The organism is Paraburkholderia acidisoli, assembly GCF_009789675.1.
Classification (GTDB): Bacteria; Pseudomonadota; Gammaproteobacteria; order Burkholderiales; family Burkholderiaceae; genus Paraburkholderia; species Paraburkholderia acidisoli.
In genome coordinates, this window is record NZ_CP046913.1 from 92,512 (window position 1) to 113,790 (window position 21,279).

Consider the following 21,279-nt stretch of genomic DNA (forward strand, 5'->3'; position numbering starts at 1 on the left):
GCGCACCGCTCAACGGGCTTTTTCCTGGCGCCGATGCCAACCGTTCGCATCGGCGTGGCGTTTTCGCCGTGCCCAAACATCGGTGTGCCAGGCGTTTTCCCTCATGCGCTTTTCCCGCTTTTATCCCGTTATTTCGATTGCTGCATTGGCAGCATGAATGGGCGCGGGCGATCGGATTTGTGCATATGCATCGCTGTCTCATATTGCCAAGCGCGCGCCGGGGCACTAACGTTCGGGGCTGCCACATCCGGCAGACAGTTTTTCGGCGTCCACAGGCGCCAGAAACGCGAGAGACCACGCCTACCACCCGCCATCTGGCAAGGGACCGGAGCCGGTGCGCATGCCCGCCTTCGGCCGCCATAGGAGACACCATGAGCAGCGTTGCTGATTCGACGCGCGGTGCGCAAAACGCACCATTCTTTTCCAAGGAGGCGACCGTCGCGCCGCCCGGCTTTTCGCGCTGGATGGTGCCGCCCGCCGCGCTCGCGGTGCATCTGTGCATCGGCCAGGCGTACGCGTTTTCCGTCTTCAATGCGCCGCTCACGAAGGTGATCGGCGTGACCCAATCCGCGCCCGGCGACTGGACGCTCACGACGCTCGGCTGGATTTTCTCGCTCGCGATCGTGTTCCTCGGCCTCTCCGCCGCGTTCGGCGGCAAGTGGCTCGAGCGCGTCGGCCCGCGCCGCACGATGTTCACGGCGGCCTGCTGCTTCGGCGGCGGTTTCCTCGTCTCCGCGCTCGGCGTGTATCTGCACCAGATCGTGCTGCTGTATCTCGGCTACGGCGTGATCGGCGGCATCGGCCTCGGGCTCGGCTATGTTTCGCCGGTTTCCACGCTGATCCGCTGGTTCCCGGACCGCCGCGGCATGGCGACGGGCCTCGCGATCATGGGCTTCGGCGGCGGCGCGATGATCGCGGCACCGCTCTCCGTGATGCTGATGAAGCACTTCGCGAGCGACACGAGCTCGGGCGTGGCGCAGACCTTCGTGGTGCTGGGCGTGGCCTACTTCATCTCGATGACGATCGGCTCGATCGCCATTCGCGTGCCCGCGCCTGACTGGAAGCCGGCTGGCTGGACGCCGCCCGTGGTCGCGAAGAAGCTGGTTTCGAGCAAGCACGTGCATATCGACGAAGCGCTCAAGACGCCGCAGTTCTACCTGATCTGGCTCGTGCTGTTCCTGAACGTGACGGCCGGCATCGGCATTCTCGGCCAGGCTTCGGTGATGATCCAGGAAAGCTTCAAGGACACCGTCACGGCGGGCGCCGCCGCCGGGTTCGTGGGCCTGCTGTCGCTCTTCAACATGGGCGGGCGTCTGGTGTGGGCTTCGGCGTCGGACTGGGTCGGCCGCAAGAACACGTACTTCATCTTCTTCGTGCTCGGTGCGATCCTGTACTACGCGGTGCCGCAATTCGCGCAGAGCGGCAACATCGTGCTGTTCGTGCTGGCCTACTGCCTGATCCTGTCGATGTACGGCGGCGGCTTCTCGACCGTGCCCGCGTATCTCGCGGACATGTTCGGCACGGCCTTCGTCGGCGGCATTCACGGCCGTCTGCTCACGGCGTGGGCCGCGGCGGGCGTCGCGGGCCCGGCGCTCGTGAACTATCTGCGCCAGTATCAGCTCGCCAACGGTGTGGCCAAGGCCGACGCGTACACGATGACGGTGCACATCATGGCGCTGCTGCTGATCGTGGGCTTCGTCTGCAATCTGCTGGTGCGCCGCGTGAACGAAAAGCATCACATGAGCGAGTCGCAGCTCGCCGCCAAACAGTAAGGAACCCGAACCATGAATACCGTTGCTCCGAAGTCCTCGAACAAGGTGCTGATGGCCGTGTTCTGGCTCTACGTGCTCGTGCCGCTCGTCTGGGGCGTGACCAACACGCTCAAGCAGGCGTTCAAGCTGTTCGGCTGATGCCGCGCTGCATTCGCTGAAAAAGCCGCACCCCACGCGGGCCGCCGACGCAAGTCGCGCGGCCCGCGCTGTTTTTGCGGGGCGCGATCGTAAGGTGATCGCGTCCCGGTGCGCGGTGCGCGGCGAGCGGTGCGCGGCGAGCGAGCGGCGTGCAGGTTCGCAACGGTCTCGCGCCGCGCGGGCGTACGATGCGCTTCATCGGTGCCGGAAAGCGGAGACGGACGATGGTGCGGCTCATGATGATCCTGCTGGGCGTGGACTATCTGCGCGCGCGCTGGCGCGGCGTGCTGCTGATGGGCGCGCTGAGCGCGCTCGTCGGGCTGGGTCTGTTTCTCGATGCGCTCGACGGCGTGCTGCATTTCCACATCGCCCCGTTCGCGTGGATTCTGCTGGTCGAAGGGCTCGCCACGCTGGCCGTGGCGTGGACCGGCATGGGCGGCCAGCGCACGCTGCGCTACCTGAAAGGCGCGAGCTTCTGCGCGACGGCCGTGCTGATCCTCTCGGGGTATCGCCACGGCTCGTTCATTCTCTCGATGATCTTCGCCACGCTGTTTCTCGCCGATGGCGTGCTGCAGATCGCCTCGGCGTGGGTCGTGCGCTATCGCACGTGGCGGCTCGCGGTGGCGGGCGGCGCGGTCGAGATCGGTATCGCCGTCTTTCTGTATCAGCCGTACCCGACGCACTACAAGGGCACGGTGCCGTATTGCCTCGGCCTCGTGCTGTTCTTCGCGGGCTGGAACATGCTGCTGCTCGCGTTGCGGGCGCGCCGGCTCGCGGTGAATCCGGCGGCGGCGCAAGGCGGCCGGGCCGCGCTGGCCGCGAGCGCCGTGGGTGCCGCCGCGGACGGACCCACGCTCGCGCAGAAAGTGTTCGACGGACCGCCCGCGCCGCAGGAGCACGCGCTCACCGTGCACGTGTGGACGCCCGTGGGCACGTCGAAAAGCGAGGCGCGGCGCCAGCCCGTGATCGACCGCTATATCGCGGCCGTGGATCGCCACGGCGTGATCTCGACAGGGCACGCCGCGCTCGAGGCGCCGGAGCGCGTCTACATCAGCCTGTATCCCGCGATCGAAATCGACCGCAATCCCGACGAATTCGCGCGGACGCTGCGCGCGACCCGCGAAAACGACGTGCCGGGGCTGTTTCAGCCCGACTACGCGACCGAGTCGCAGGCGTGGTGCCCGTCCACGCGGCAGGTGCGCATTCGCAATTACGACCCGCTGCGGCTCACGCGCTTCTGGCAGCACTATCGCGAGGACACGACCTACAACCTCACGCATCGCAACTGTTCGAGCACGGTCTCGCATGCGCTCGAGGCGGCGCTCGAAGGCGCGACGCCTCGCGTGTGGGGCCACGGCTGGCTCGCGTTCGCGCGCATGCTCGCGACGCCGGAGTTGTGGGTGGCGGCGCAGTTGCGCAAGCGCGGCCAGACGATGGCGTGGACGCCCGGTCTCACGCTCGACTATGCACGCGCGCTCTCGATGCTGGCGGACCCGCGTCCTTCGGGGTGGACGCGTATGGTGCGGCTGGTGCGCGCGAAGGGGTTGCGCGAGGCGCGCGCACGGCGGGGTTCGCGCGAGGCCGCTTCGAAAGCCGCGCCGGACCCAGATGCCGACGAAGAAGGCGGCCAGCAGCGCGAGGCGTGACGCGCGGTTTCATGGGCTCGCGTGGTGCACGCGTGGGCTGCTGTCGCGCTCGCGGCGCGCACCCTCGCGTGTCTCGCGCCGTACGGCGTGCAACCCGCGCCGGGCGTGGCTCCCTGCGAATGGCGCGTTACACGTCGCAGGTCGAGCCCGCGCCCGCCGCTTCCTCGCGCGCGGCCTTCGCGCCTTCCACCTGCAAGATCGTCGGCAGCGATACACCGTTCTTCGCCGCCGTGACCTCCGCGAGTATCGACACGGCAATTTCGGGCGGCGTGCGGCTGCCGATATAAATGCCGACCGGCCCATGCAACCGCGCGAGTTCGGCTTCCGAGAGATCGAACTCCTTGAGCCGCTCGCGCCGCGCCGCGTTGTTGCGCCGCGAACCGAGTGCGCCCACGTAGAACGCGGGCGTTTTGAGCGCTTCCATCAGCGCGAGATCGTCGAGTTTCGGGTCGTGCGTGAGCGCGATCACGGCGCAGCGTTCGTCGAGCTTCAGGTCGAGCACGGTGTCGTCGGGCATGGTGTGGACGAGCGTCGTGCCGGGCACGTCCCACGTGTCGGTGTATTCCTCGCGCGGGTCGCATACCGTCACCTGATAATCGAGCCCCGCCGCGATCTGGCAAAGATAGCGCGATAGCTGGCCCGCGCCGATCACGAGCATGCGGTAACGCGGGCCATGGATCGTCAGGAGGCGCGCGCCGTCGAAATGCACGCCGTCGGTGGCATTGGCGGGGCCGAGCGTCGCCGCGCCCGTGGCCATGTCGAGCGTGCGCGCGACGAGTTCGCCGCGCTCCACCGTGTCGAGCAGCGCGCGCAGGCGCGACAGCGCGCCGAGCGGTTCGAGCACGAGCTGGATCGTGCCGCCGCAGGGCAAGCCGAAACGGTGCGCTTCCTCGGCGGTGATGCCGTATTTCACGGCCTCGGGCGCGGGCTGCGTGACGCCTTCGCGGCGCACGCGCTCGATCAGGTCGTCTTCGATACAGCCGCCCGAGACCGAGCCCACCACGAGGCCGTCGTCGCGCACCACGAGCATCGCGCCCTCGGGCCGCGGCGAGGAGCCCCACGTCTTCACGACGGTCACGAGCAGCGCGCGATGGCCCGCGTCGAGCCAGCGCACGCCGGACTTCAGGACTTCGAGATCCACGCTGTCCATGATCGTTTCCTTGTTTGCGATGCGTCGGTGCTGCCGGTGTCGTCGACATTATCGTCGCCCGCTTCGTTCGCTGCGTTTTCCGCTGTCGCCGGCCCGGCGGATTCGTCCATTGCGGCCGCGCCGCTGTCCCGCTGTTCACCGAGCTGCTCGCCGAAGCGCCGGAAGAACTCGGCGGCGATCTTGCGCGCCGCGCCGTCCACGAGCCGCGAGCCGATCTGCGCGAGCTTGCCGCCCACCTGCGCGCGCGCCGTGTAGGCGAGCGTGGTGGCCGCGTCGCCGGCGGGTTCGAGCGTCACGTGCGCGTCGCCCTTGCCGAAACCCGCCGCGCCGCCCTGGCCTTCGAACACGATCGTGTAGCTGCGCGGCGCGTCGATATCGGCGAGTTGCATGCGGCCCTTGAAGCGCGCCTTCACCGGCCCGACCGCCGCCGTGAGCGCGACCGCGTAGGCATTCTCGCCATCGGCTTCGATGCTTTCGCAGCCGGGAATGCACGCCTTCAACATGGCCGTGTCGTTGAGCGCTTCCCACGCGCGCTGCTGCGGCACGGGCAACGTGTGGCTTTCGGTCAGCTCCATCGTGATTCTCCAGGTGAGAGGCGGTGCAACGCGCGTGCCGCGGGCGCGGCGTGCGGCGCGCCGCTCAGGCCGCGCGCGAACGCTTCGAGGCTCTCGAGGTTGTGCACGGGGAAATGCGCGTCCACGTGCGGCAGCATCGCCTGCACGCCGCGCGCCTTCGGGGCGAAATCGCGGTAACGCAGCAGCGGATTGAGCCAGACCACGCGATGCGCGAAGCGATGCAGGCGCGCCATTTCCTCGCCGAGCGCGCCGCTCGCGTCGTGGTCCAGACCGTCGGTGACGATCAGCACGGTGGCGCGTCCACCCAGCACGCGCCGCGCCCAGCGCCGGTTGAACTCGGCGAGCGTCGCGCCGATGCGCGTGCCGCCCGACCAGTCCGCGACCTGAGCGGCGAGTTGCGCGAGCGCGATGTCGGGATCGCGTTCGCGCAGCGCGCGCGTGGCGTGCGTGAGACGCGTGCCGAACAGGAACACCTGCAAACGCTCGCGCGATTGCAGCAGCGCGTGGCAAAAGTACAGCACCGCGCGCGAGTAACTGCTCATCGACCCGGAGATGTCGAGCAGCAGCACGAGCGGCAATTTGCGCTCCACCGGCGCGCGATATTTCCAGCCGGTCCAGTCGCCGCCCGCGCGCACGGCCTGCCGCGCGCTCGCGCGCAAGTCGGCGTGCGTGCCGTGCGAGGCGGCCTTCAAACGCCGCGTGCGCTCGGTGGCGAGCGGCAGGCGGCGCGCGCGGATCAGGTGGCGCAGCGCGCGCCATTCGTTGGCGTCGAGCGTGTCGAAGTCGCGCTGGCGCAGGCGTTCCTCGGCGCTGAAAGTCGCGTGCGCGCGCAACACGTGTTCTTCGTGCGAGGGCGGCGGCGTGGCGTTGGGCCGCGCGCCCGCGCGCGCCGCGAGCGCGTCGGCGAGACGGTTGTTGCGGCGTGGCGGCGGCACGCCGCCTTGCACCTTCGGCAACAGCAGCGCGCGCAGCTTGCCTTCGAAGTCGGGATCGCGCCAGAACAGCGCGAACGCGGCGTCGAAAATCTCGCGCTCGTCGGGCGCGCCGGTGAGGATCGCGGCGAGCGCCGCGTGCACGTCGTCGCGGCGCGTGAGGTCGAGGTGGCGCAGCGCGTCGAGCGCGTCCACGGCGTGCGCGGGCGACATCGGCAAACCGGCGCCGCGCAGCACGCGCACGAAGTGCACGACGTTTCTCGCGAACGTGGGCGTTGCGTGTTTTGTGTCGATGCCGCGTGCTTTCGTCTGCGTCGTCATCGTCATTCCGCGAGCGCGAGCGTCTGCGCAATGCGCTCGGCGTCGAGCTGCGCGAGATCGTCCTGATACTTGAGCAGCACGCCCAGCGTGTCCTGCACCGACTGCGGATCGAGTTCCGTCACGCTCAGCGCGGCGAGCGCGCGGCACCAGTCGATCGTTTCGGCAATGCCGGGCGCTTTGAAGAGATCCATCGTCCGCAATCGATGCACGAACGCCACGGCGCGGCGCTGCAATGCCGCGCTGGTTGCCGGCGCGCGCGCCGCGACGATGGCGAGTTCGCGCGCGCGCTCGGGATAGCCGAGCCATTGATAGAGGCAGCGGCGCTTCAACGCGTCGTGCACTTCGCGCGTGCGGTTCGACGTGATGACGACGAGCGGCGGCGTGCTCGCGCGCACCGTGCCGTATTCGGGAATCGATACCTGGAAGTCCGAAAGGAGTTCGAGCAGGAAGGCTTCGAACGGCTCGTCGGCGCGATCGATTTCGTCGATAAGCAATACGCGGCGCGCGCCCGGATGCTCGGGATCGGCTTGCAGCGCCTGCAAGAGCGGGCGCTTCAACAGAAACTCGTCGCGATACAGCGTGTCGCCGCGCGGCGTCTCGCCCGCCGCTTCGGCCAGGCGCAGCGCCATGATCTGACGCGGATAGTCCCACTCGTAGAGCGCGCTCGCGGTGTCGAGCCCTTCGTAACATTGCAGCCGCAGCAGCGGCGTGCCGAGCAGTTGCGCGGCCGCCTTCGCGAGTTCGGTTTTTCCCACGCCCGGCTCGCCTTCGAGAAAGAGCGGTCGCTCCATCTTCAGCGCGAGAAAGAGCGCCGTGGCGAGCGCGCGGCTCGCGAAATAGCCGCGCGCTTCGAGCTGCGCGAGGGTGTCGTCGATCGAATCGGGTGGCATGGCGGGTGGCATGGCGCGACTCCATGACAGCGAGCGCACGCGCGCTCAACACAACGCGCGTGCGCTCGCCGCAACCGGGCGAGGTCAGCCGAGGGCCTTCGCCACCGCGCGCGCCGCGAGCACCGGAATCAGGTGCGCGCGATACGCGGCGCTGGCGTGCAGGTCGGTGTTGAGGTCGTCGGACGCGAGGGTCACAGCGCGCGCGGCTTCGGGCGCGAAGTGCGTCTGGAGCGCCTGTTCGAGCGCGCTCGCGCGAAACACCGAGGCCGCCGCGCCCGTCACGGCCACGCGCGTTTCATCGGCATACTTCGCGACGAACACGCCCGTGAGCGCGAAGTGCGAAGCCGGATTGCGAAACTTCTCGTAGGCCGCGCGCTCGGGCACCGCGAACGCCACGGCCACGATCAGCTCGTCGGGTTCGAGCGCGGTTTCGTACATGCCGATAAAGAAGTCGTCGGCCGCGATACGCCGCCGGTCCGTGATCACCGTCGCCTTCAGGCCGAGCAGCGCGGCGGGATAGTCGGCGGCCGGGTCGTCGTTGGCGATCGAGCCGCCGAGCGTGCCGAGCGCGCGCACCTGCGGGTCGCCGATCATGCCCGCGAGTTGCGCGAGCGCGGGCAACGCCTGGCGGATCTCCGTGTGCTCCGCGACATCGGCGTGACTCACGGCCGCGCCCACCGTCACCACGCCGCCGTCCACCGTGACGGCCTTGAGTTCGGGAATGCGCGTGACGTCGATGAGCGTGGAAGGCTGCGCGAGCCGCAGCTTCATCGCCGCGAGCAGGCTCTGGCCGCCCGCGAGATATTTGGCTTCCGCGTCGGCGGCCAGGGCTTTCACCGCGCCTCGCGCGTCGCTGGCGCGCTGATAGTCGAATGCGTACATGGTTGCGCTCCGCTCAAGGTTGACGTGCCGCCGCATGTGTTGCTTGCGACGTGTGTCCCGCTGCCTGCGCCGCCTGGATCGCCTCCCACACGCGATGCGGCGTGGCGGGCATCTGCAGATCCTTCACGCCGAGCGGCGCGAGCGCGTCGAGTATCGCGTTGATGACGGCGGGCGGCGAGCCGATCGCGCCCGCCTCGCCGCAGCCTTTCACGCCGAGCGGATTGTGCGTGCAGGGCGTGCCCTTCGCGGTTTCCACCGTGTAGAAGGGCACATCGGACGCATGCGGCATGGCGTAGTCCATGTACGAGCCCGAGAGCAACTGGCCGTTTTCGGTGTCGTACACGCAGCGCTCGAGCATGGCCTGACCGATGCCCTGGCCGAGGCCGCCGTGCACCTGGCCTTCGACGATCATCGGATTGATGACGTTGCCGAAGTCGTCCACGGCCGTGAAGCGCTCGATGCGCGTCTCGCCCGTCTCGGGATCGATCTCCACTTCGCAGAGATACGCGCCCGACGGATAGGTGAAGTTGGTCGGGTCGTAGAACGCGCTTTCGTCGAGGCCCGGTTCGAGCGTTTCGAGCGGATAGTTGTGCGGCACGTAGGCGGCGAGCGAGATGTCGGCGAAGGTTTGGGTGCGGTCCGTGCCGGCCACGCGGAACACGCCATTGGCGAACTCGATGTCTTCCACGCCCGCTTCGAGCAGGTGCGCGGCGATCTTCTTCGCCTTGGCCTCGATCTTGTCGAGCGCCTTCATGATGGCCGAGCCGCCCACGGCGATCGAGCGCGAGCCGTATGTGCCCATGCCGAACGGAATGCGTCCGGTGTCGCCGTGCACGATCTCGATCTGTTCGATGGGCACGCCCAGGCGGTCGGCCACCACCTGCGCGAAGGTCGTTTCGTGGCCCTGGCCGTGACTGTGCGAACCCGTGAACACGGTGACGGAACCCGTGGGATTCACGCGAATTTCGCCCGCCTCGAACAGCCCCGCGCGTGCGCCGAGCGCGCCCGCGATGTTGGACGGCGCGAGCCCGCACGCCTCGATGTAGCACGAGTAGCCGAGCCCGCGCAGCTTGCCTTGCGCCTTCGACGCGTCGCGGCGCGCGGCGAAGCCTTGCACCTCGGCGAGTTCGAGCGCGCGCGAGAGGCAGGCTTCGTAGTCGCCGGTGTCGTAGGTGAGGCCCACGGGCGTGGCGTACGGAAAGTGCGTGATGAAGTTGCGGCGGCGCAGTTCGACGGGGTCGATATTCAACTCGCGCGCGGCCGTTTCCACCAGCCGCTCGACCACGTAGGTCGCCTCGGGCCGGCCCGCGCCGCGATACGCATCCACCGGTACCGTGTTCGTGAACACCGCCTTGACCTCGGCGTAGATCGCGGGCGTGGTGTACTGGCCGGCGAGCAGCGTGGCGTACAGGATGGTCGGCACGCTGGAGGCGAACGTCGACAAATACGCGCCCATGTTCGCCGTGGTGTGCACGCGCATGGCGAGGAATTTGCCGTTGGCGTCGAGCGCGAGTTCGGCCTTCGTCACATGATCGCGGCCGTGCGCGTCGGATAGAAAGGATTCCGAACGTTCGGCGGTCCACTTCACGGGACGGCGGATTTTTTTCGATGCCCACGTGAGCGCCACGTCTTCGGCGTAGAGGAAGATCTTGGAGCCGAAACCGCCGCCCACGTCGGGCGCGACGATGCGCAGTTTGGTTTCGGGCAACCCGAGCACGAACGCGGCCATCAGCAGGCGCTCCACGTGCGGGTTCTGGTTCGCCACGTACACGGTGTAGCTGTCGTCGTGCGGCGTGTAGCTCGCGTTCACGGCGCGCGGCTCGATGGCGTTGGGCACGAGCCGGTTATTGACGATGTCGAGCGTGGTCACGTGCGCGGCTTTCGCGAAGGCGGCGTCGGTGGCGGCCTTGTCGCCGTGGCCCCATGTGTAGCAGGTGTTGTCCGGCACGCCGTCGTGCACGAGCGGCTGCTTGCCGTTCGCGGCGCTGGCCGTGTCCACGGCGGCGGGCAGTGCTTCGTAATCCACTTCGACAAGCTCCGCCGCGTCTTTCGCGGTCTGCATCGACTCGGCGATCACGAGCGCGACCTGGTCGCCCACGTGACGCGCTTTCTCGTGCGCGATCACGGGATGCGGCGGTTCGTGCATGGGCGTGCCGTCGATGCTGTGAATCAGCCAGCCGCATGGCAAGCCGCCCACGTTGTCGGCGGCAAGATCGGCGCCCGTGAACACGGCTACCACGCCGGGCGCGGCCTTCGCGGCATGCGTGTCGATACGGCGGATGCGCGCATGCGCGTGCGGCGAGCGCACGAATACGGCCCAGGTTTGGGCGGGCAGCACGACGTCGTCGGTGTACTGGCCGACGCCGGTGAGAAAGCGGAAGTCTTCCTTGCGCTTGATGGGCGCGCCGATCATGCGGGCGGTTTCGGGTGCGTTCATGATGTGCCTCCCGATCACGCGGCTGCGGCGGCGGCGCTCGTCGCGGCGGGCGCGGCGTCGGCGCGCATCTGCTGCGCGCCCGCGACCACGGCCTTGACGATGTTGTGATAGCCCGTACAGCGGCACAGATTGCCGTCGAGCCCGTGGCGCACTTCGGCTTCGGTGAGGTCCGCGCCGGCGTGCAGGCTGGCGGCGGCGAGCGCGCTCGCGCACATCACCATGCCGGGCGTGCAGAAGCCGCATTGCAGGCCGTGGCAGTCGCGGAACGCGGCCTGCATCGGGTGCAGCGTGCCGGGCTTCGCGAGGCCTTCGATCGTCGTCACGGTCATGCCGTCGCATTGCACCGCGAGCTGGTTGCACGACTTGATCGCGCGGCCGTTCAGATGCACGGTGCAGGCGCCGCACTGCGCGGTGTCGCAACCGACGTGCGTGCCGGTCAGGCGCAGCTGTTCGCGCAGGAACTGGACGAGGAGCGTGTGGGGTTCGATTTCGGCGGTCACGGGCACGCCGTTGACCGTGAGGCGGATGCTGATCGGCATTGACTTGTCTCCAGTGTGTCGACCAGAGCTCGCGCCAGGGATCGAAGCAAGCGCGAAAGCGCCAACGCCGATCGACACGCACCACTCCGATCCCACACAACGTTGTGGGAGAGAAACCCGCCAAAACCCGCTTGCTGTCCACCTGCATTGCCACCGCACCGCCCGCCAAAAGACCCGCCCGTGCTACGCATTGCGCGTGAGCCTGCCGCGCGCAACGCACGGCGTTGCGCGGGTGGGCGAAACGCTACGGGCGAAGCGGATGAAGCGGAATCTGGGTTCGGCTGGTGCCTTGCTGGGGTGAAACCTTGGGATGAAGCCTCGCCAGTAAAGCACAATTTTTTCGTTTGCGCTGCGCGGGTTTACCGGTTCGGCGCCGCGCGCGAAGCGCCATGAAAAAGGCCCGCGCCGAGCGGGTCGGAGCGGGCCTGCGAGTGCGTCATGGCCACGCTTTCACGCTGCACCGCAGCGTGATCGGGCGTGTGCCGCCACGCTCAGTGCGATGGCGTCCCGCGGGCGAGACGCGAGCGGCTGCGCGAGTAGAAGAAGTAGATCAGGAGACCGATCGCCGTCCACGCGAAGAACGCGAGCCACGTGAACAACGCGAGGTTGAGCATCAGGAACAGGCACGAGGCCACCGCGAGAATCGGCACCACGGGCACGCCGGGGCAGCGGAACGCGCGCGGCAGATGCGGGTGCGTGCGGCGCAGGATGAGTACGGCGATCGACACCATCGAGAACGCCGCGAGCGTGCCGATGTTGATGAGTTCGGCGAGCACCTTGAGCGGCACCAGCGCGCCGATCAGCCCGAAGAAAATGCCCACGAGCCACGTGGTGAGGAACGGCGTGGAATAGCGCGGATGCACCTTCGAGAGCCGCGCGGGCAGCAGGCCGTCGCGCGACATCGCGAAGATGATGCGGGTCTGGCCATAGCTCATCACGAGGATCACGGTGAGCATGCCGAGCACGGCGCCCAGGTCGATGAAGCCCGCGACCCACGTCTGGCCCGCCACCTGGAGCGCGTACGAGACCGGGTGGCCGATATTGGCGAATTGCGCGGACGGCACGATGCCGGTCACGACGGCCGCCACGGCCACGTAGAGCACCGCGCACACGGCGAGCGAGGCGATGATGCCGATCGGCAGATCGCGTTTGGGAACCTTCACTTCCTCGGCCGCCGACGACACCGCGTCGAAGCCGATGAACGCGAAGAACATCACGGCCGCCGCGCCGAACACGCCGCTCCAGCCGTTCGGCATGAACGGATGCCAGTTCGCGGGCGTGACGTGAAACACGCCCACGGCGATCACGAGCAGCACCACGGTCACCTTGATCGCGACCATGACGTTGTTGATGCGCGTGGATTCGCGCACGCCAATGGACAGCAGCGCGGTGATCGCCATCATCACGAAGAAGGCGGGCAGGTTGAAGAACGTGGTCACGCCGGGCACCGCGCCGGGCGCGGCCGTGAGTTCGACGGGCAGCGAGAGGCCGAAGCCGCTCAGCAGCGACTGGAGATAACCCGACCAGCCGACCGAGACGGCCGAGCTGGCGAGACCGTATTCGAGCATCAAATCCCAGCCGATGATCCAGGCGACCACTTCGCCGAGCGTGGCGTACGAGTACGTGTAGATCGAACCGGCGACAGGAAATGTCGAGGCGAATTCGGCGTAGGCGAGCGCGGCGAAGCAGCAGGCCACGGCGGCGATCAGGAACGACACCATGAGCGCCGGGCCGGCCTGCACGGCGCCGGTGCCGGTCAGCACGAAAATGCCGGTGCCGATAATGGCGCCGATGCCGAGAAAGGTGAGATCGAGCGCACCGAGCGCTTTCTTGAGTCCGGCGCCCTGGGCGCTGGCCTTCAACATGTGCTCGATGTTTTTCTTGCGAAAAAGGGACATTTGGCGAGGAACTCCACGTAAAACGCGCGAGCGCGGCCAGCGCGGGAAAGGTGCGCAGCCGCCGGCATCGCGTGCCGGATGTCTTGGGGAAACCTGAAATTTTAGCGGATGTCGCACCCGGGATCGGGTTAGGCCGGTCGGCGGGGGCGAAGTGTCGCGGGGGATTCCGCCGCAAAGCGGCAGGCGGGCGCGCGATCCTTGCCGGAACCCGCGCGTTCGGCGCAGTTCGTTGCGCGAACGCGGCGTTATGACGAGAAGGCCGCCTCGATGCCGCAGGCGCGGCAAAACCCCGCCTGGCGCGGGAGTCCGCCGGCGAGATCACGCGAACCGGTCGCGCGAACCGCTTGCGCCGACTTCAGGCGCCTACGGCCGGCGAGAGATCCACAAGCCGGTTGCTCATCACGTAGAAGGTCAGCTCGGCATTGTTGCTGAGCTTCATCTTTTCGAGCAGGCGCGTGCGGTACACGCTCACCGTTTTCACCGAAAGCGAGAGCGCGTGCGCGATGTCGGTCAGGCGCTTGCCCGAGGCGAGCATGCAGAGCGTCTGGTATTCGCGGTCGGAGAGCTTTTCGTGCGGCAGTTGTTCGCCGTCCACCAGCACGTAGTCGGCGAGCGCTTCCGCCATCGCCGGGCTCACGTACTTGCGGCCCGCGGCGACCTGCTGGATCGCGGCGATCATCTGCGCGGCATCGACCGTTTTCGAGAGATAGCCGGCCGCGCCTGCCTTGAGCGCGCGCACCGCGTACTGGTCTTCGCGATACATGGAGAACATCAGCACGGGCACGCGCGGGGCCTTCTTCTTCGCGCGCTTGAGCACCTCGACGCCGTTCATGTCGGGCAGCGAAATGTCGAGCAGCGCCACGTCGAACACGTGTTTCGCGATCAGCGTGAGCGCCTCGGCGCCGGTTTGCGCTTCGACCACCTCGTGGGCGATGCCGCGATCGAGCAGCAGCTGGCGGACGCCCTGACGCACGACCGCGTGGTCGTCGACGAGCAGGATGCGATGGGTCATGAATGAGCGCCTTTGGGCTGAATGGGCGGCGTGGCGGGCGCCGTGCCGAGCAGCGCCGCCCACGCGAAGCGCGCGCGCAGCGTCGTGCCGGCGGGCGTGGCGTTCCGTGTCGCGTGGTCTTGCCCCGGCTCGTGCGGTCCCGCGGCCACGGCCGTGGCGCGCAGCGAGCCGCCGAAGGCCGCGCAGCGTTCGCGCATGCCCTTGAGGCCGTAGTGGCCGGCCGCGCGGCTGCTGACGGCCGTCAAGCCGATACCGTCGTCCACCACGACCAGCGTGAGATGGCGCGGCGTGCTTTCCAGCCGCACTTCGGCGTGCGAGGCGCGGGCGTGGCGCGCGACGTTCACGAGCGCTTCCTGCGCGACGCGGAACACGGCGAGCGCGGCGTCGGCGGGCAGGCGCGCGAGGCGGGCGTCGTCGCTGGTGTGCGTCATGGCGGCGGCGAGACCACTGCGCGCGGCGAAGTCGCGGGTCCAGTCGGCGAGCGCGGCGGCGAGGCCCGCGTCGAGCTGCGGCGCGTGCAGGCCGTCGAGCACCGTGCGGATCGCGCCGGTGGCGGCGTCGAGCGAGCGCGCGACGAGCGCGAGCGCTTCGGCGCATTGCGGCGGCGCATCCACGGGCAGCCACGTATGCACATTGGCGAGCGCGAAGCGCGTGGCCGCGAGTTCGGCGCCCACGCTGTCGTGCAACTCGCGCGCGAGGCGCTGGCGCGCGGCTTCGTCGGCGTGAATCTGCCCGGCGGCGGGACGGCCGGCCGCCGGACGGCGCGGGCGCGCGACGCCGTTGGCTTCGGGCTTGACGCCGGATTGCGAACCCGGCAGCGCTTTGGCTTTGACGCCGGGCCGCGCCTTGGACTTTGCCCCCGGCAGCGCGCCCGCGCGCGTGCCAGGCGGCGAACCCGGCGGCGAACCCGGCGACGTTGAGCCGAGCTGGCGCTGCGTGTGCGTGAGATGTTCCAGTGCGGCGATGGTGGCCGACTCGCTCGCCAGTTCGGCGGCGTGGGCGAAGAAGGCGAGGCCGTCGGCGGTGCGCGCGGCATCGCCCTCCGGCATGCGCGCGTTCAGCGCGCCGAATCTCGACGTAATCATCCTTCTCCCCGTTCAGGAAACGGTCCTGGACCGTGATTTTTTGCTCGCGCGGACGTCCGGCGCGGCAGCAAAAATGGCACGGCGCAGCGTAACGAAATTTACATCCCGTAACAACCTGGCTCCGGCCCTGAGATCGTTACCATGTATTGTTTGATGCGCTGCGATAATATCTTAAAAAAAGAAAAAGTTCAGCGCTGACAAGGCTTAGCGCGCAATCTTCAGGTGCAGCATGAAGTCGCGGCCCGATTGTCATGTAGGAAAAACACCGACACGGAACTTACTGAGCTTCTGTGACACCTGTAACCACGCTCTGGAATGATGCAATGCGCAATCCGCAGACGAAAGCGGACAAAATTCGCACGAATCGTCGGACGAAAAGCTCACGCCTCAAACCGGGCAATCGCGCGGTGAAATTGGCCTGAAACCGCGCCAAATCGCCGGACGAAAAAAAACCGGAGCGCGAAGCTCCGGTTTTTTCGTTGCGCGAGGCGCGAGGCGGATCGACGAAACTCAGCCGACGAACGCCTTTTCGACCACGTAATGGCCCGGCTTGTTGTTGCTGCCTTCTTCCAGACCGGCCTTTTCGAGCAGTTCGACCGTGTCGCGCAGCATGTGCGTGCTGCCGCAGAGCATGATGCGGTCGCGCTCGGGCGTGAACGCGGGCAGACCGAGGTCTTCGAACAGCTTGCCCGTGTCGATCAGTTCGGTGATACGGCCGCGGTTCTCGAAGGTTTCGCGCGTGACGGTCGGGAAGTAGACCAGCTTTTCGCGCACGATCTCGCCGAGGTATTCGTGCTCGCGCAGTTCCTCGGTGATGAACTCCTTGTACGCGAGTTCGTCGACGAAACGGCAGGTATGCGTGAGGACGATCTTCTCGTAGCGGTCGTAAATGTCCGGGTCCTTGATGATCGACATGAACGGCGCGAGGCCCGTGCCGGTCGAGAGCAGCCACAGCACCTTGCCGGGCAGCAGGTTGTCGGCCACGAGCGTGCCCACGGGCTTCTTGCCGATCAGCACCTTGTCGCCGACCTTCAGATGCTGCAGACGCGAGGTGAGCGGGCCGTCCTGCACCTTGATGCTCAGGAACTCGAGGTGTTCCTCGTAGTTGGCGCTCGCGAGCGAGTAGGCGCGCATCAGCGGCTTGCCGTCGACCTCGAGGCCGACCATCGTGAACTGGCCGTTGTCGAAACGCAGGGCCGGATCGCGCGTGCAGGTGAAGCTGAAAAGCGTGTCGGTCCAGTGATGGACGCTCAAGACGGTTTCTTCGGTGTTTTTGCTCATGGTTCCTGAAGGTGCGAAACAGGGACCGCCAGACTGCGGCGATCCTGCCGGCCTGCTGTCCCGTACAGCGTAGCTTGACGATTTTTGCGCGCGCCTCGCTCCGAACGAAGCGCAATCCGCCATTTTACCGTGCTCGGGCCGGGTGGGCGCCGATGCGCCTCAAGGGAAGCGTGGCCGCGTGATGCGCGGCGGCGGGCTGGCTTGCGCACAGCGGAGGTGCGGATAAAGCTGGCGTCGGCTTGGGCGGCCTGCGTGGCGTTGCGGCGGCACACGGGCGAGAACGGATTCTCGAGCCGCAGCGGTGTGACCGGAAGTCCTGACGGACAACGGACGCGCGCGTACGAAATTTCGGCTAGATGATACCGGAAGGTCTGACAGCTCGCAGCATTGACCCTGTTGAGCGGGTTGATTTTGCGCGGTTTTTTGCCGTCGATGGCATCGGGATCGGTGCGAAAGCGTGCAGATCCCCAATCCTGCGGCGGGGTGCCGCGCGGATTCGCGCCGAGCCTGGTTAGTGTGTGCCGATGCCGATGCCGATGCCGATGCCGATGCCGATGCCGATGCCGCTAGCGTTCGAGCGTCCGCGCCACGCTCACCGGTCGGCGGCCAGCTTCACGCCGAGGCCGATCAGCGCGGCGCCGCAGAAGGCGTCGATGGGGCGGCGGATGCGCTTGTAGCCGCGTTGCGTGCGGTCGTCGGCAAATAAAAAGGCGAGGCTGCAATGCCAGCCGAACGACATCGCCGCGACCGTCGCCAGCGCCACGCCGTAGAACCACAGCGGCGGATGCGCGGGAAATACGGCCGCGAACACGCTGGTCCAGAACACGCAGGACTTCGGATTCGTGAGGCAGGTGATGAGCCCCGCGCGCCACGTGCGGAACCACGCGCGGCGATCGGCGGGCGGCGGCGGTGCGACCACGGCCTGCGCGGCGGCGGCGATCTCGCGGCGCACGCCCGAGCGCAGCAGCTTGAAGCCGAACCACACGAGATAGAGCGCGCCCGCCACGCGCACGCCGTTGTAGAGCCAGCCGATGTGCTGAAGCACGGCCGCGAAGCCCAGCATCGCGAGCGCGGCCCAGAGCGTCGATCCCACGCCCACGCCCGCCGCCGAGGCCACGCCCAGGCCGCGCCTTCCGGCGAGCGAAAGCTGCGTCACCATGAAAAAGTTGGGGCCGGGGCTGATGAGCGCGAACAGATAAACGACGGCGATCTGCAGCAGCGTGGCGAGATAGTGCATCGGGAAACACCTGACGGAGGGCGCGCCAGGATGCGCTCAGGTGCGGGAAGCACGGCAGGGACGCAGGCACGCGGGTGGGAACGCGACATGGTATCGCGTTGCGCCCGGGTGCCCGTGGGGTGTTTTACGCCGGGCCGGGCGAGTGTTGCGCGCACGCCGCGCCGCGTGAATGCGAGCCCGGCCGCGGATCCTGCGGTGAACCGGCGAACCCCGGCGAACGCAAACGCGAAAGCGCATACGGCGCGGCATCGTCGATACGAGGCCAATGCCGCGCAGACCCGGCGAGCGCTAACGGCCTATTCGAGCTGCAAGCGCGCCATATACGGCAGATGGTCGGAGAGCCACGCGGTTTCCTGCGCGGGCTGGATCAGCTCCACCGGTTTCAGGCCGCGCACGAACATCTTGTCGAGCGCGAGCGCGGGCGAAAACGCCGGGAACGTGCGCACCGGTTCGCCGAGCAGCGTGGCGACTTCGCGCAGGCCGTGTTCGGCGAACAGCGGCACCGAGTCGTTGCGCCAGTCGTTGAAGTCGCCGGCCAGCACGAGCGGCCCTTGCGGCGCTTCTTTCGCGATCCAGTGCGCGATCCAGTGCATCTGGCGCAGCCGCGCGCTGCGCGTGAGCGCCAGGTGCGCGCACAGTAGCGTGACCGATTGCCCGGCCACGCTCGCGCGCGCGACCAGCAGCCCGCGCCGTTCGAAGCGGTGCGCGGAGATGTCCCAGCGTCCGCCCAGATCGAGCGGATGCGGCGAAAGAATCGCGTTGCCGTGGCGCCAGGACGGCTTGAACACATTGGGCCCGAGCGCGATCTGCAACTCGAGCGCATGGGCGATTTCGGTGGCCTGGCATTGCCAGACGTCTTCCATCGGATCGGCGAGCGGCGAGCCGAAGCTCGAGGCGAGCACCGGCTGCGGCATACGGCGCGCCATCGCTTCCTGGAGAAACCAGGCGTCGGCGTGCGTGGACTGCACCCAGCGCCGCATGGCCTCCCACGCCTCGAAGCCGAGCGGCGAGCGGCCCTTGTGCAGGTTCCAGCTCACCGCCACGAAGTCTTTGGCGTGGTCCGATTGGATCAGCGGTTGTTCGGGATTTCGCATGCGTTATTCAATGGCGTATCGGTCGGGTTGCGCGCCGCGCTCAGGCCTTGCGGGGCTCGCGCGCGCGGCCGGATGTCGGGAACGGGCGTCATGGCGCGGGCTGCGGCGCGACGCTCGCGCTCACGCGGTAGGCGAGCGACGGGTCTTTGTCGACGATCTGCCAGCTCACCGTTTGCCCCGGCGGCACGACGAGGCCCGGATGGCTGGCGCTGATCTGGCGCGGCTGCGGCGGCAGCTTGCAGCCTTGCGCCGTGGTTGGCGCGGGCGCGGCGGCATTTTCCAGCGTTTCCTGCGCGTCGATCGAAAAGATCACGCCGCTCGCGTCGGCGCGCAACGGCGAGACCGTGATCGTGCGCGCCAGGTCGATGCTGCCCGCCGGTTGATCCTTGCAGCCCACGTTGTGCGTGATCACCTTGTGGTGCGTGTCCGTGCGCGCCTGGCCGACCGAGGTCGTGGCGCTGAACGAGTCGATCTGCTGGCCGTTCTGGATCACGTCGAGCGTCCATTTGACGGGCACGGCGGCCGGCAAGGGCGCCGTATTTTGCGCCGCGCTCGCGGCACCGGGCGCCGAGGCGGGTGGCGCGGAAGGCGCGGGCGATGCCGCCGCGGGGGCCACCGTGGGTGCCATAGATTGTGCGGCGGGTTGCGCGGCGGTTTGCGCGAAAGCGCTGGTGTCGATCGCGGAAGTCGCTGCGAGCAGCGCGAGCGCGAGACAAGGTTTCCACAACGTCATAGTGACGACTCCGTGCGTGGGCGGCGGGTACGTTCTGACCATCGATCCTATACCGGGTTCGCAAACGCCGGACCACAGGGGTGCATTTCAGGTGGGGACGACCGGCCGCCGCTTCAACCGGAAAATTGCCAGCTCGCCAGGCGATGAAAAACGCACCAATTCCGCCGATTGGATATGAACTGTTGCTATCTCCGCAAAGCAATGCCGGTGGTTATCCATGCGTTATCAAAACGTTATCGTCACGGCGCGGCGATAGTGCGCGTATACACCGGCATCCCCGGCTTTGGCGCGCCCGACGCTTTTCACCGCCTGGGTGGAAGGCTTTGCAACGCTTGCCTGGCATGACGTTCACGCCGCGCGCAAATGGCCGCGCTGTGTTTCCCGGCGCGCGTTGCTCGCCAACACGGGCCGTGACGGCCTCGCGGCGCGGCGTACAATTTTTCCAGACGGATGGCATGCACTCAACGTGCAGGAAGCGGGAACATGGATCAGATCGAATGCGTGGTGATCGGCGCGGGCGTGGTCGGGCTCGCCGTGGCGCGGGCGCTGGCGGCGCGCGGACGCGAGGTGATCGTGCTCGAAGCCGCCGAAGCCATCGGCACGAGCACCAGCTCGCGCAACAGCGAAGTCATCCACGCGGGGCTCTACTATCCGCGCGGCTCGCTCAAGGCGGCGCTGTGCGTGCGCGGGCGTGAAATGCTCTACGAATACTGCGCGGAGCGGCACGTGCCGCACGCGCGCTGCGGCAAGCTGCTGGTCGCGACGGCCGCGAACCAGATTCCGCAGCTCGAGGCGATCCGCACGCGCGGCAAGGAAAACGGCGTGTTCGACCTCACGCGCATCAGCGGCAGCGAGGCGCTCGCGCTCGAACCGGCGCTCGAATGCGTGGCGGCCGTGTATTCGCCGCAAACGGGGATCGTCGACAGTCATCAGCTCATGCTCGCGCTGCAGGGCGACGCGGAACGCGACGGCGCCGTGTTCGCGTTCAAGTCGCGAGTGATGTCGATCGATGCGCTCGGCAACGGGCGCAACGGTTTCGTCGTGCGCGTGAGCGGCGATGGCCATAGCGCGAGCGACCACGCGAACCCCGAAGCCCTCACCGAAATCCGCGCGACCTGCGTCGTCAACAGCGCGGGACTGTACGCGACGAAACTCGCCAAACGCATTCGCGGGCTCGACGCGCGCCACGTGCCGCCGCTTTATCTCGCGCGCGGCAATTACTTCAGCGTGGCGGGGCGCGTGCCGTTCTCGCGGCTCATCTATCCCATGCCGAACGACGCCGGGCTCGGCGTGCATCTCACGCTCGACCTCGCGGGGCAGGCGCGCTTCGGTCCCGACGTGGAATGGATCGACGCGATCGATTACGACGTCGATCCGCGCCGCGCCGAGGCGTTCTACGCCGCCATCCGCAGCTACTGGCCCGCGTTGCCCGGCGACGCGCTGCAACCCGCCTATGCGGGCATCCGGCCGAAGCTCTCCGGCCCCGGCGAAAGTCCCGCCGACTTCCTGATCCAGGGCGCGGCGTCGCACGGCGTGCGCGGGCTCGTGAACCTGTTCGGCATCGAGTCGCCGGGACTCACGGCGGCGCTCGCGATCGCGCAACGCGTTTGCGAGCTGGCGGGGAACGCGTGACGGGCAGGTAGCCGCGCACTACGCC

Annotated in this window: 18 protein-coding genes; 4 read left to right on the forward strand and 14 right to left on the reverse strand. The window is 67.9% G+C overall.

Going from position 1 to position 21,279, the window contains the following annotated elements; all coding sequences use genetic code 11:
• Positions 1-371: 371 nt before the first annotated feature.
• The 3 genes from FAZ98_RS00400 (at position 372) to FAZ98_RS00410 (ending at position 3,556) form a co-directional block, all read left to right on the forward strand.
• On the forward strand, positions 372-1,772 hold the full coding sequence (locus tag FAZ98_RS00400; protein ID WP_158947707.1) for an L-lactate MFS transporter: 1,401 nt from the start codon (positions 372-374) through the stop codon (positions 1,770-1,772).
• 12 nt (positions 1,773-1,784) lie between these two features.
• On the forward strand, positions 1,785-1,910 hold the full coding sequence (locus FAZ98_RS00405) for an MFS transporter small subunit (RefSeq protein WP_158947709.1): 126 nt from the start codon (positions 1,785-1,787) through the stop codon (positions 1,908-1,910).
• Positions 1,911-2,134: 224 nt separating this feature from the next.
• Positions 2,135-3,556, forward strand: coding sequence for an HdeD family acid-resistance protein (locus tag FAZ98_RS00410; RefSeq protein WP_158947711.1), 1,422 nt, complete (start codon positions 2,135-2,137; stop codon positions 3,554-3,556).
• A 127-nt stretch (positions 3,557-3,683) separates the two neighbouring features.
• Here FAZ98_RS00410 and FAZ98_RS00415 read toward each other — a convergent pair whose 3' ends face one another.
• The 14 genes from FAZ98_RS00415 to FAZ98_RS00480 all read right to left on the reverse strand — a co-directional run bounded on the left by FAZ98_RS00415 (position 3,684) and on the right by FAZ98_RS00480 (position 19,622).
• The gene (locus FAZ98_RS00415) at positions 3,684-4,706 is read right to left on the reverse strand and encodes an XdhC family protein (protein WP_158947713.1); all 1,023 of its coding nucleotides are present in this window, start codon (positions 4,704-4,706) and stop codon (positions 3,684-3,686) included.
• Positions 4,679-5,281 carry a CoxG family protein gene (locus tag FAZ98_RS00420; RefSeq protein ID WP_158947715.1) on the reverse strand — a complete coding sequence of 201 codons (603 nt, stop codon included), beginning with the start codon at positions 5,279-5,281 and terminating at the stop codon, positions 4,679-4,681. The genes FAZ98_RS00415 and FAZ98_RS00420 overlap by 28 nt, the downstream gene beginning before the upstream one ends.
• Positions 5,272-6,534 (reverse strand): vWA domain-containing protein, encoded by a 1,263-nt coding sequence (locus tag FAZ98_RS00425; RefSeq protein ID WP_158947717.1) that lies wholly within the window; start codon positions 6,532-6,534, stop codon positions 5,272-5,274. The genes FAZ98_RS00420 and FAZ98_RS00425 overlap by 10 nt, the downstream gene beginning before the upstream one ends.
• Before the next feature lie 2 nt (positions 6,535-6,536).
• Positions 6,537-7,424 (reverse strand): AAA family ATPase, encoded by an 888-nt coding sequence (locus FAZ98_RS00430; protein ID WP_158951806.1) that lies wholly within the window; start codon positions 7,422-7,424, stop codon positions 6,537-6,539.
• Positions 7,425-7,508: 84 nt separating this feature from the next.
• Positions 7,509-8,306, reverse strand: a complete 798-nt coding sequence (locus FAZ98_RS00435; RefSeq protein ID WP_158947719.1) for an FAD binding domain-containing protein — start codon at positions 8,304-8,306, stop codon at positions 7,509-7,511.
• A 13-nt stretch (positions 8,307-8,319) separates the two neighbouring features.
• Positions 8,320-10,743, reverse strand: a complete 2,424-nt coding sequence (locus FAZ98_RS00440) for a xanthine dehydrogenase family protein molybdopterin-binding subunit (protein ID WP_158947721.1) — start codon at positions 10,741-10,743, stop codon at positions 8,320-8,322.
• Positions 10,744-10,757: 14 nt separating this feature from the next.
• On the reverse strand, positions 10,758-11,282 hold the full coding sequence (locus FAZ98_RS00445; protein WP_158947723.1) for a (2Fe-2S)-binding protein: 525 nt from the start codon (positions 11,280-11,282) through the stop codon (positions 10,758-10,760).
• 491 nt (positions 11,283-11,773) lie between these two features.
• On the reverse strand, positions 11,774-13,180 hold the full coding sequence (locus FAZ98_RS00450; RefSeq protein WP_158947725.1) for an amino acid permease: 1,407 nt from the start codon (positions 13,178-13,180) through the stop codon (positions 11,774-11,776).
• Between the two features lie 355 nt (positions 13,181-13,535).
• Positions 13,536-14,192, reverse strand: coding sequence for a response regulator transcription factor RqpR (gene rqpR / locus FAZ98_RS00455; RefSeq protein WP_158947727.1), 657 nt, complete (start codon positions 14,190-14,192; stop codon positions 13,536-13,538).
• On the reverse strand, positions 14,189-15,277 hold the full coding sequence (locus FAZ98_RS00460; protein WP_233272626.1) for a sensor histidine kinase: 1,089 nt from the start codon (positions 15,275-15,277) through the stop codon (positions 14,189-14,191). The genes rqpR and FAZ98_RS00460 overlap by 4 nt, the downstream gene beginning before the upstream one ends.
• 510 nt (positions 15,278-15,787) lie before the next feature.
• Positions 15,788-16,558 (reverse strand): ferredoxin--NADP reductase, encoded by a 771-nt coding sequence (locus FAZ98_RS00465; RefSeq protein ID WP_158947729.1) that lies wholly within the window; start codon positions 16,556-16,558, stop codon positions 15,788-15,790.
• 592 nt (positions 16,559-17,150) lie between these two features.
• Positions 17,151-17,795 (reverse strand): LysE family translocator, encoded by a 645-nt coding sequence (locus tag FAZ98_RS00470; protein WP_158947731.1) that lies wholly within the window; start codon positions 17,793-17,795, stop codon positions 17,151-17,153.
• Between the two features lie 296 nt (positions 17,796-18,091).
• A complete protein-coding gene (locus FAZ98_RS00475; protein WP_158947733.1) occupies positions 18,092-18,889 on the reverse strand; it encodes an endonuclease/exonuclease/phosphatase family protein in 798 nt (265 codons plus the stop codon).
• Positions 18,890-18,977: 88 nt separating this feature from the next.
• Positions 18,978-19,622: a hypothetical protein gene (locus tag FAZ98_RS00480; protein WP_233272627.1), complete on the reverse strand. Its 645-nt coding sequence runs from the start codon at positions 19,620-19,622 to the stop codon at positions 18,978-18,980.
• A gap of 483 nt (positions 19,623-20,105) precedes the next feature.
• On the opposite strand from FAZ98_RS00480, the gene FAZ98_RS00485 reads away from it, so the two are divergent.
• Positions 20,106-21,254 carry an NAD(P)/FAD-dependent oxidoreductase gene (locus FAZ98_RS00485; RefSeq protein ID WP_158947735.1) on the forward strand — a complete coding sequence of 383 codons (1,149 nt, stop codon included), beginning with the start codon at positions 20,106-20,108 and terminating at the stop codon, positions 21,252-21,254.
• Positions 21,255-21,279: the final 25 nt, after the last annotated feature.

Coding starts and splice junctions, on each gene's coding strand:
- FAZ98_RS00400 (WP_158947707.1), top strand. CDS start 372: ATGAGCAGCGTTGCTGATTCGACGCGCGGTGCGCAAAACGCACCATTC.
- FAZ98_RS00405 (WP_158947709.1), top strand. CDS start 1,785: ATGAATACCGTTGCTCCGAAGTCCTCGAACAAGGTGCTGATGGCCGTG.
- FAZ98_RS00410 (WP_158947711.1), top strand. CDS start 2,135: ATGGTGCGGCTCATGATGATCCTGCTGGGCGTGGACTATCTGCGCGCG.
- FAZ98_RS00415 (WP_158947713.1), bottom strand. CDS start 4,706: ATGGACAGCGTGGATCTCGAAGTCCTGAAGTCCGGCGTGCGCTGGCTC.
- FAZ98_RS00420 (WP_158947715.1), bottom strand. CDS start 5,281: ATGGAGCTGACCGAAAGCCACACGTTGCCCGTGCCGCAGCAGCGCGCG.
- FAZ98_RS00425 (WP_158947717.1), bottom strand. CDS start 6,534: ATGACGACGCAGACGAAAGCACGCGGCATCGACACAAAACACGCAACG.
- FAZ98_RS00430 (WP_158951806.1), bottom strand. CDS start 7,424: ATGCCACCCGATTCGATCGACGACACCCTCGCGCAGCTCGAAGCGCGC.
- FAZ98_RS00435 (WP_158947719.1), bottom strand. CDS start 8,306: ATGTACGCATTCGACTATCAGCGCGCCAGCGACGCGCGAGGCGCGGTG.
- FAZ98_RS00440 (WP_158947721.1), bottom strand. CDS start 10,743: ATGAACGCACCCGAAACCGCCCGCATGATCGGCGCGCCCATCAAGCGC.
- FAZ98_RS00445 (WP_158947723.1), bottom strand. CDS start 11,282: ATGCCGATCAGCATCCGCCTCACGGTCAACGGCGTGCCCGTGACCGCC.
- FAZ98_RS00450 (WP_158947725.1), bottom strand. CDS start 13,180: ATGTCCCTTTTTCGCAAGAAAAACATCGAGCACATGTTGAAGGCCAGC.
- rqpR (WP_158947727.1), bottom strand. CDS start 14,192: ATGACCCATCGCATCCTGCTCGTCGACGACCACGCGGTCGTGCGTCAG.
- FAZ98_RS00460 (WP_233272626.1), bottom strand. CDS start 15,277: ATGATTACGTCGAGATTCGGCGCGCTGAACGCGCGCATGCCGGAGGGC.
- FAZ98_RS00465 (WP_158947729.1), bottom strand. CDS start 16,558: ATGAGCAAAAACACCGAAGAAACCGTCTTGAGCGTCCATCACTGGACC.
- FAZ98_RS00470 (WP_158947731.1), bottom strand. CDS start 17,795: ATGCACTATCTCGCCACGCTGCTGCAGATCGCCGTCGTTTATCTGTTC.
- FAZ98_RS00475 (WP_158947733.1), bottom strand. CDS start 18,889: ATGCGAAATCCCGAACAACCGCTGATCCAATCGGACCACGCCAAAGAC.
- FAZ98_RS00480 (WP_233272627.1), bottom strand. CDS start 19,622: ATGACGTTGTGGAAACCTTGTCTCGCGCTCGCGCTGCTCGCAGCGACT.
- FAZ98_RS00485 (WP_158947735.1), top strand. CDS start 20,106: ATGGATCAGATCGAATGCGTGGTGATCGGCGCGGGCGTGGTCGGGCTC.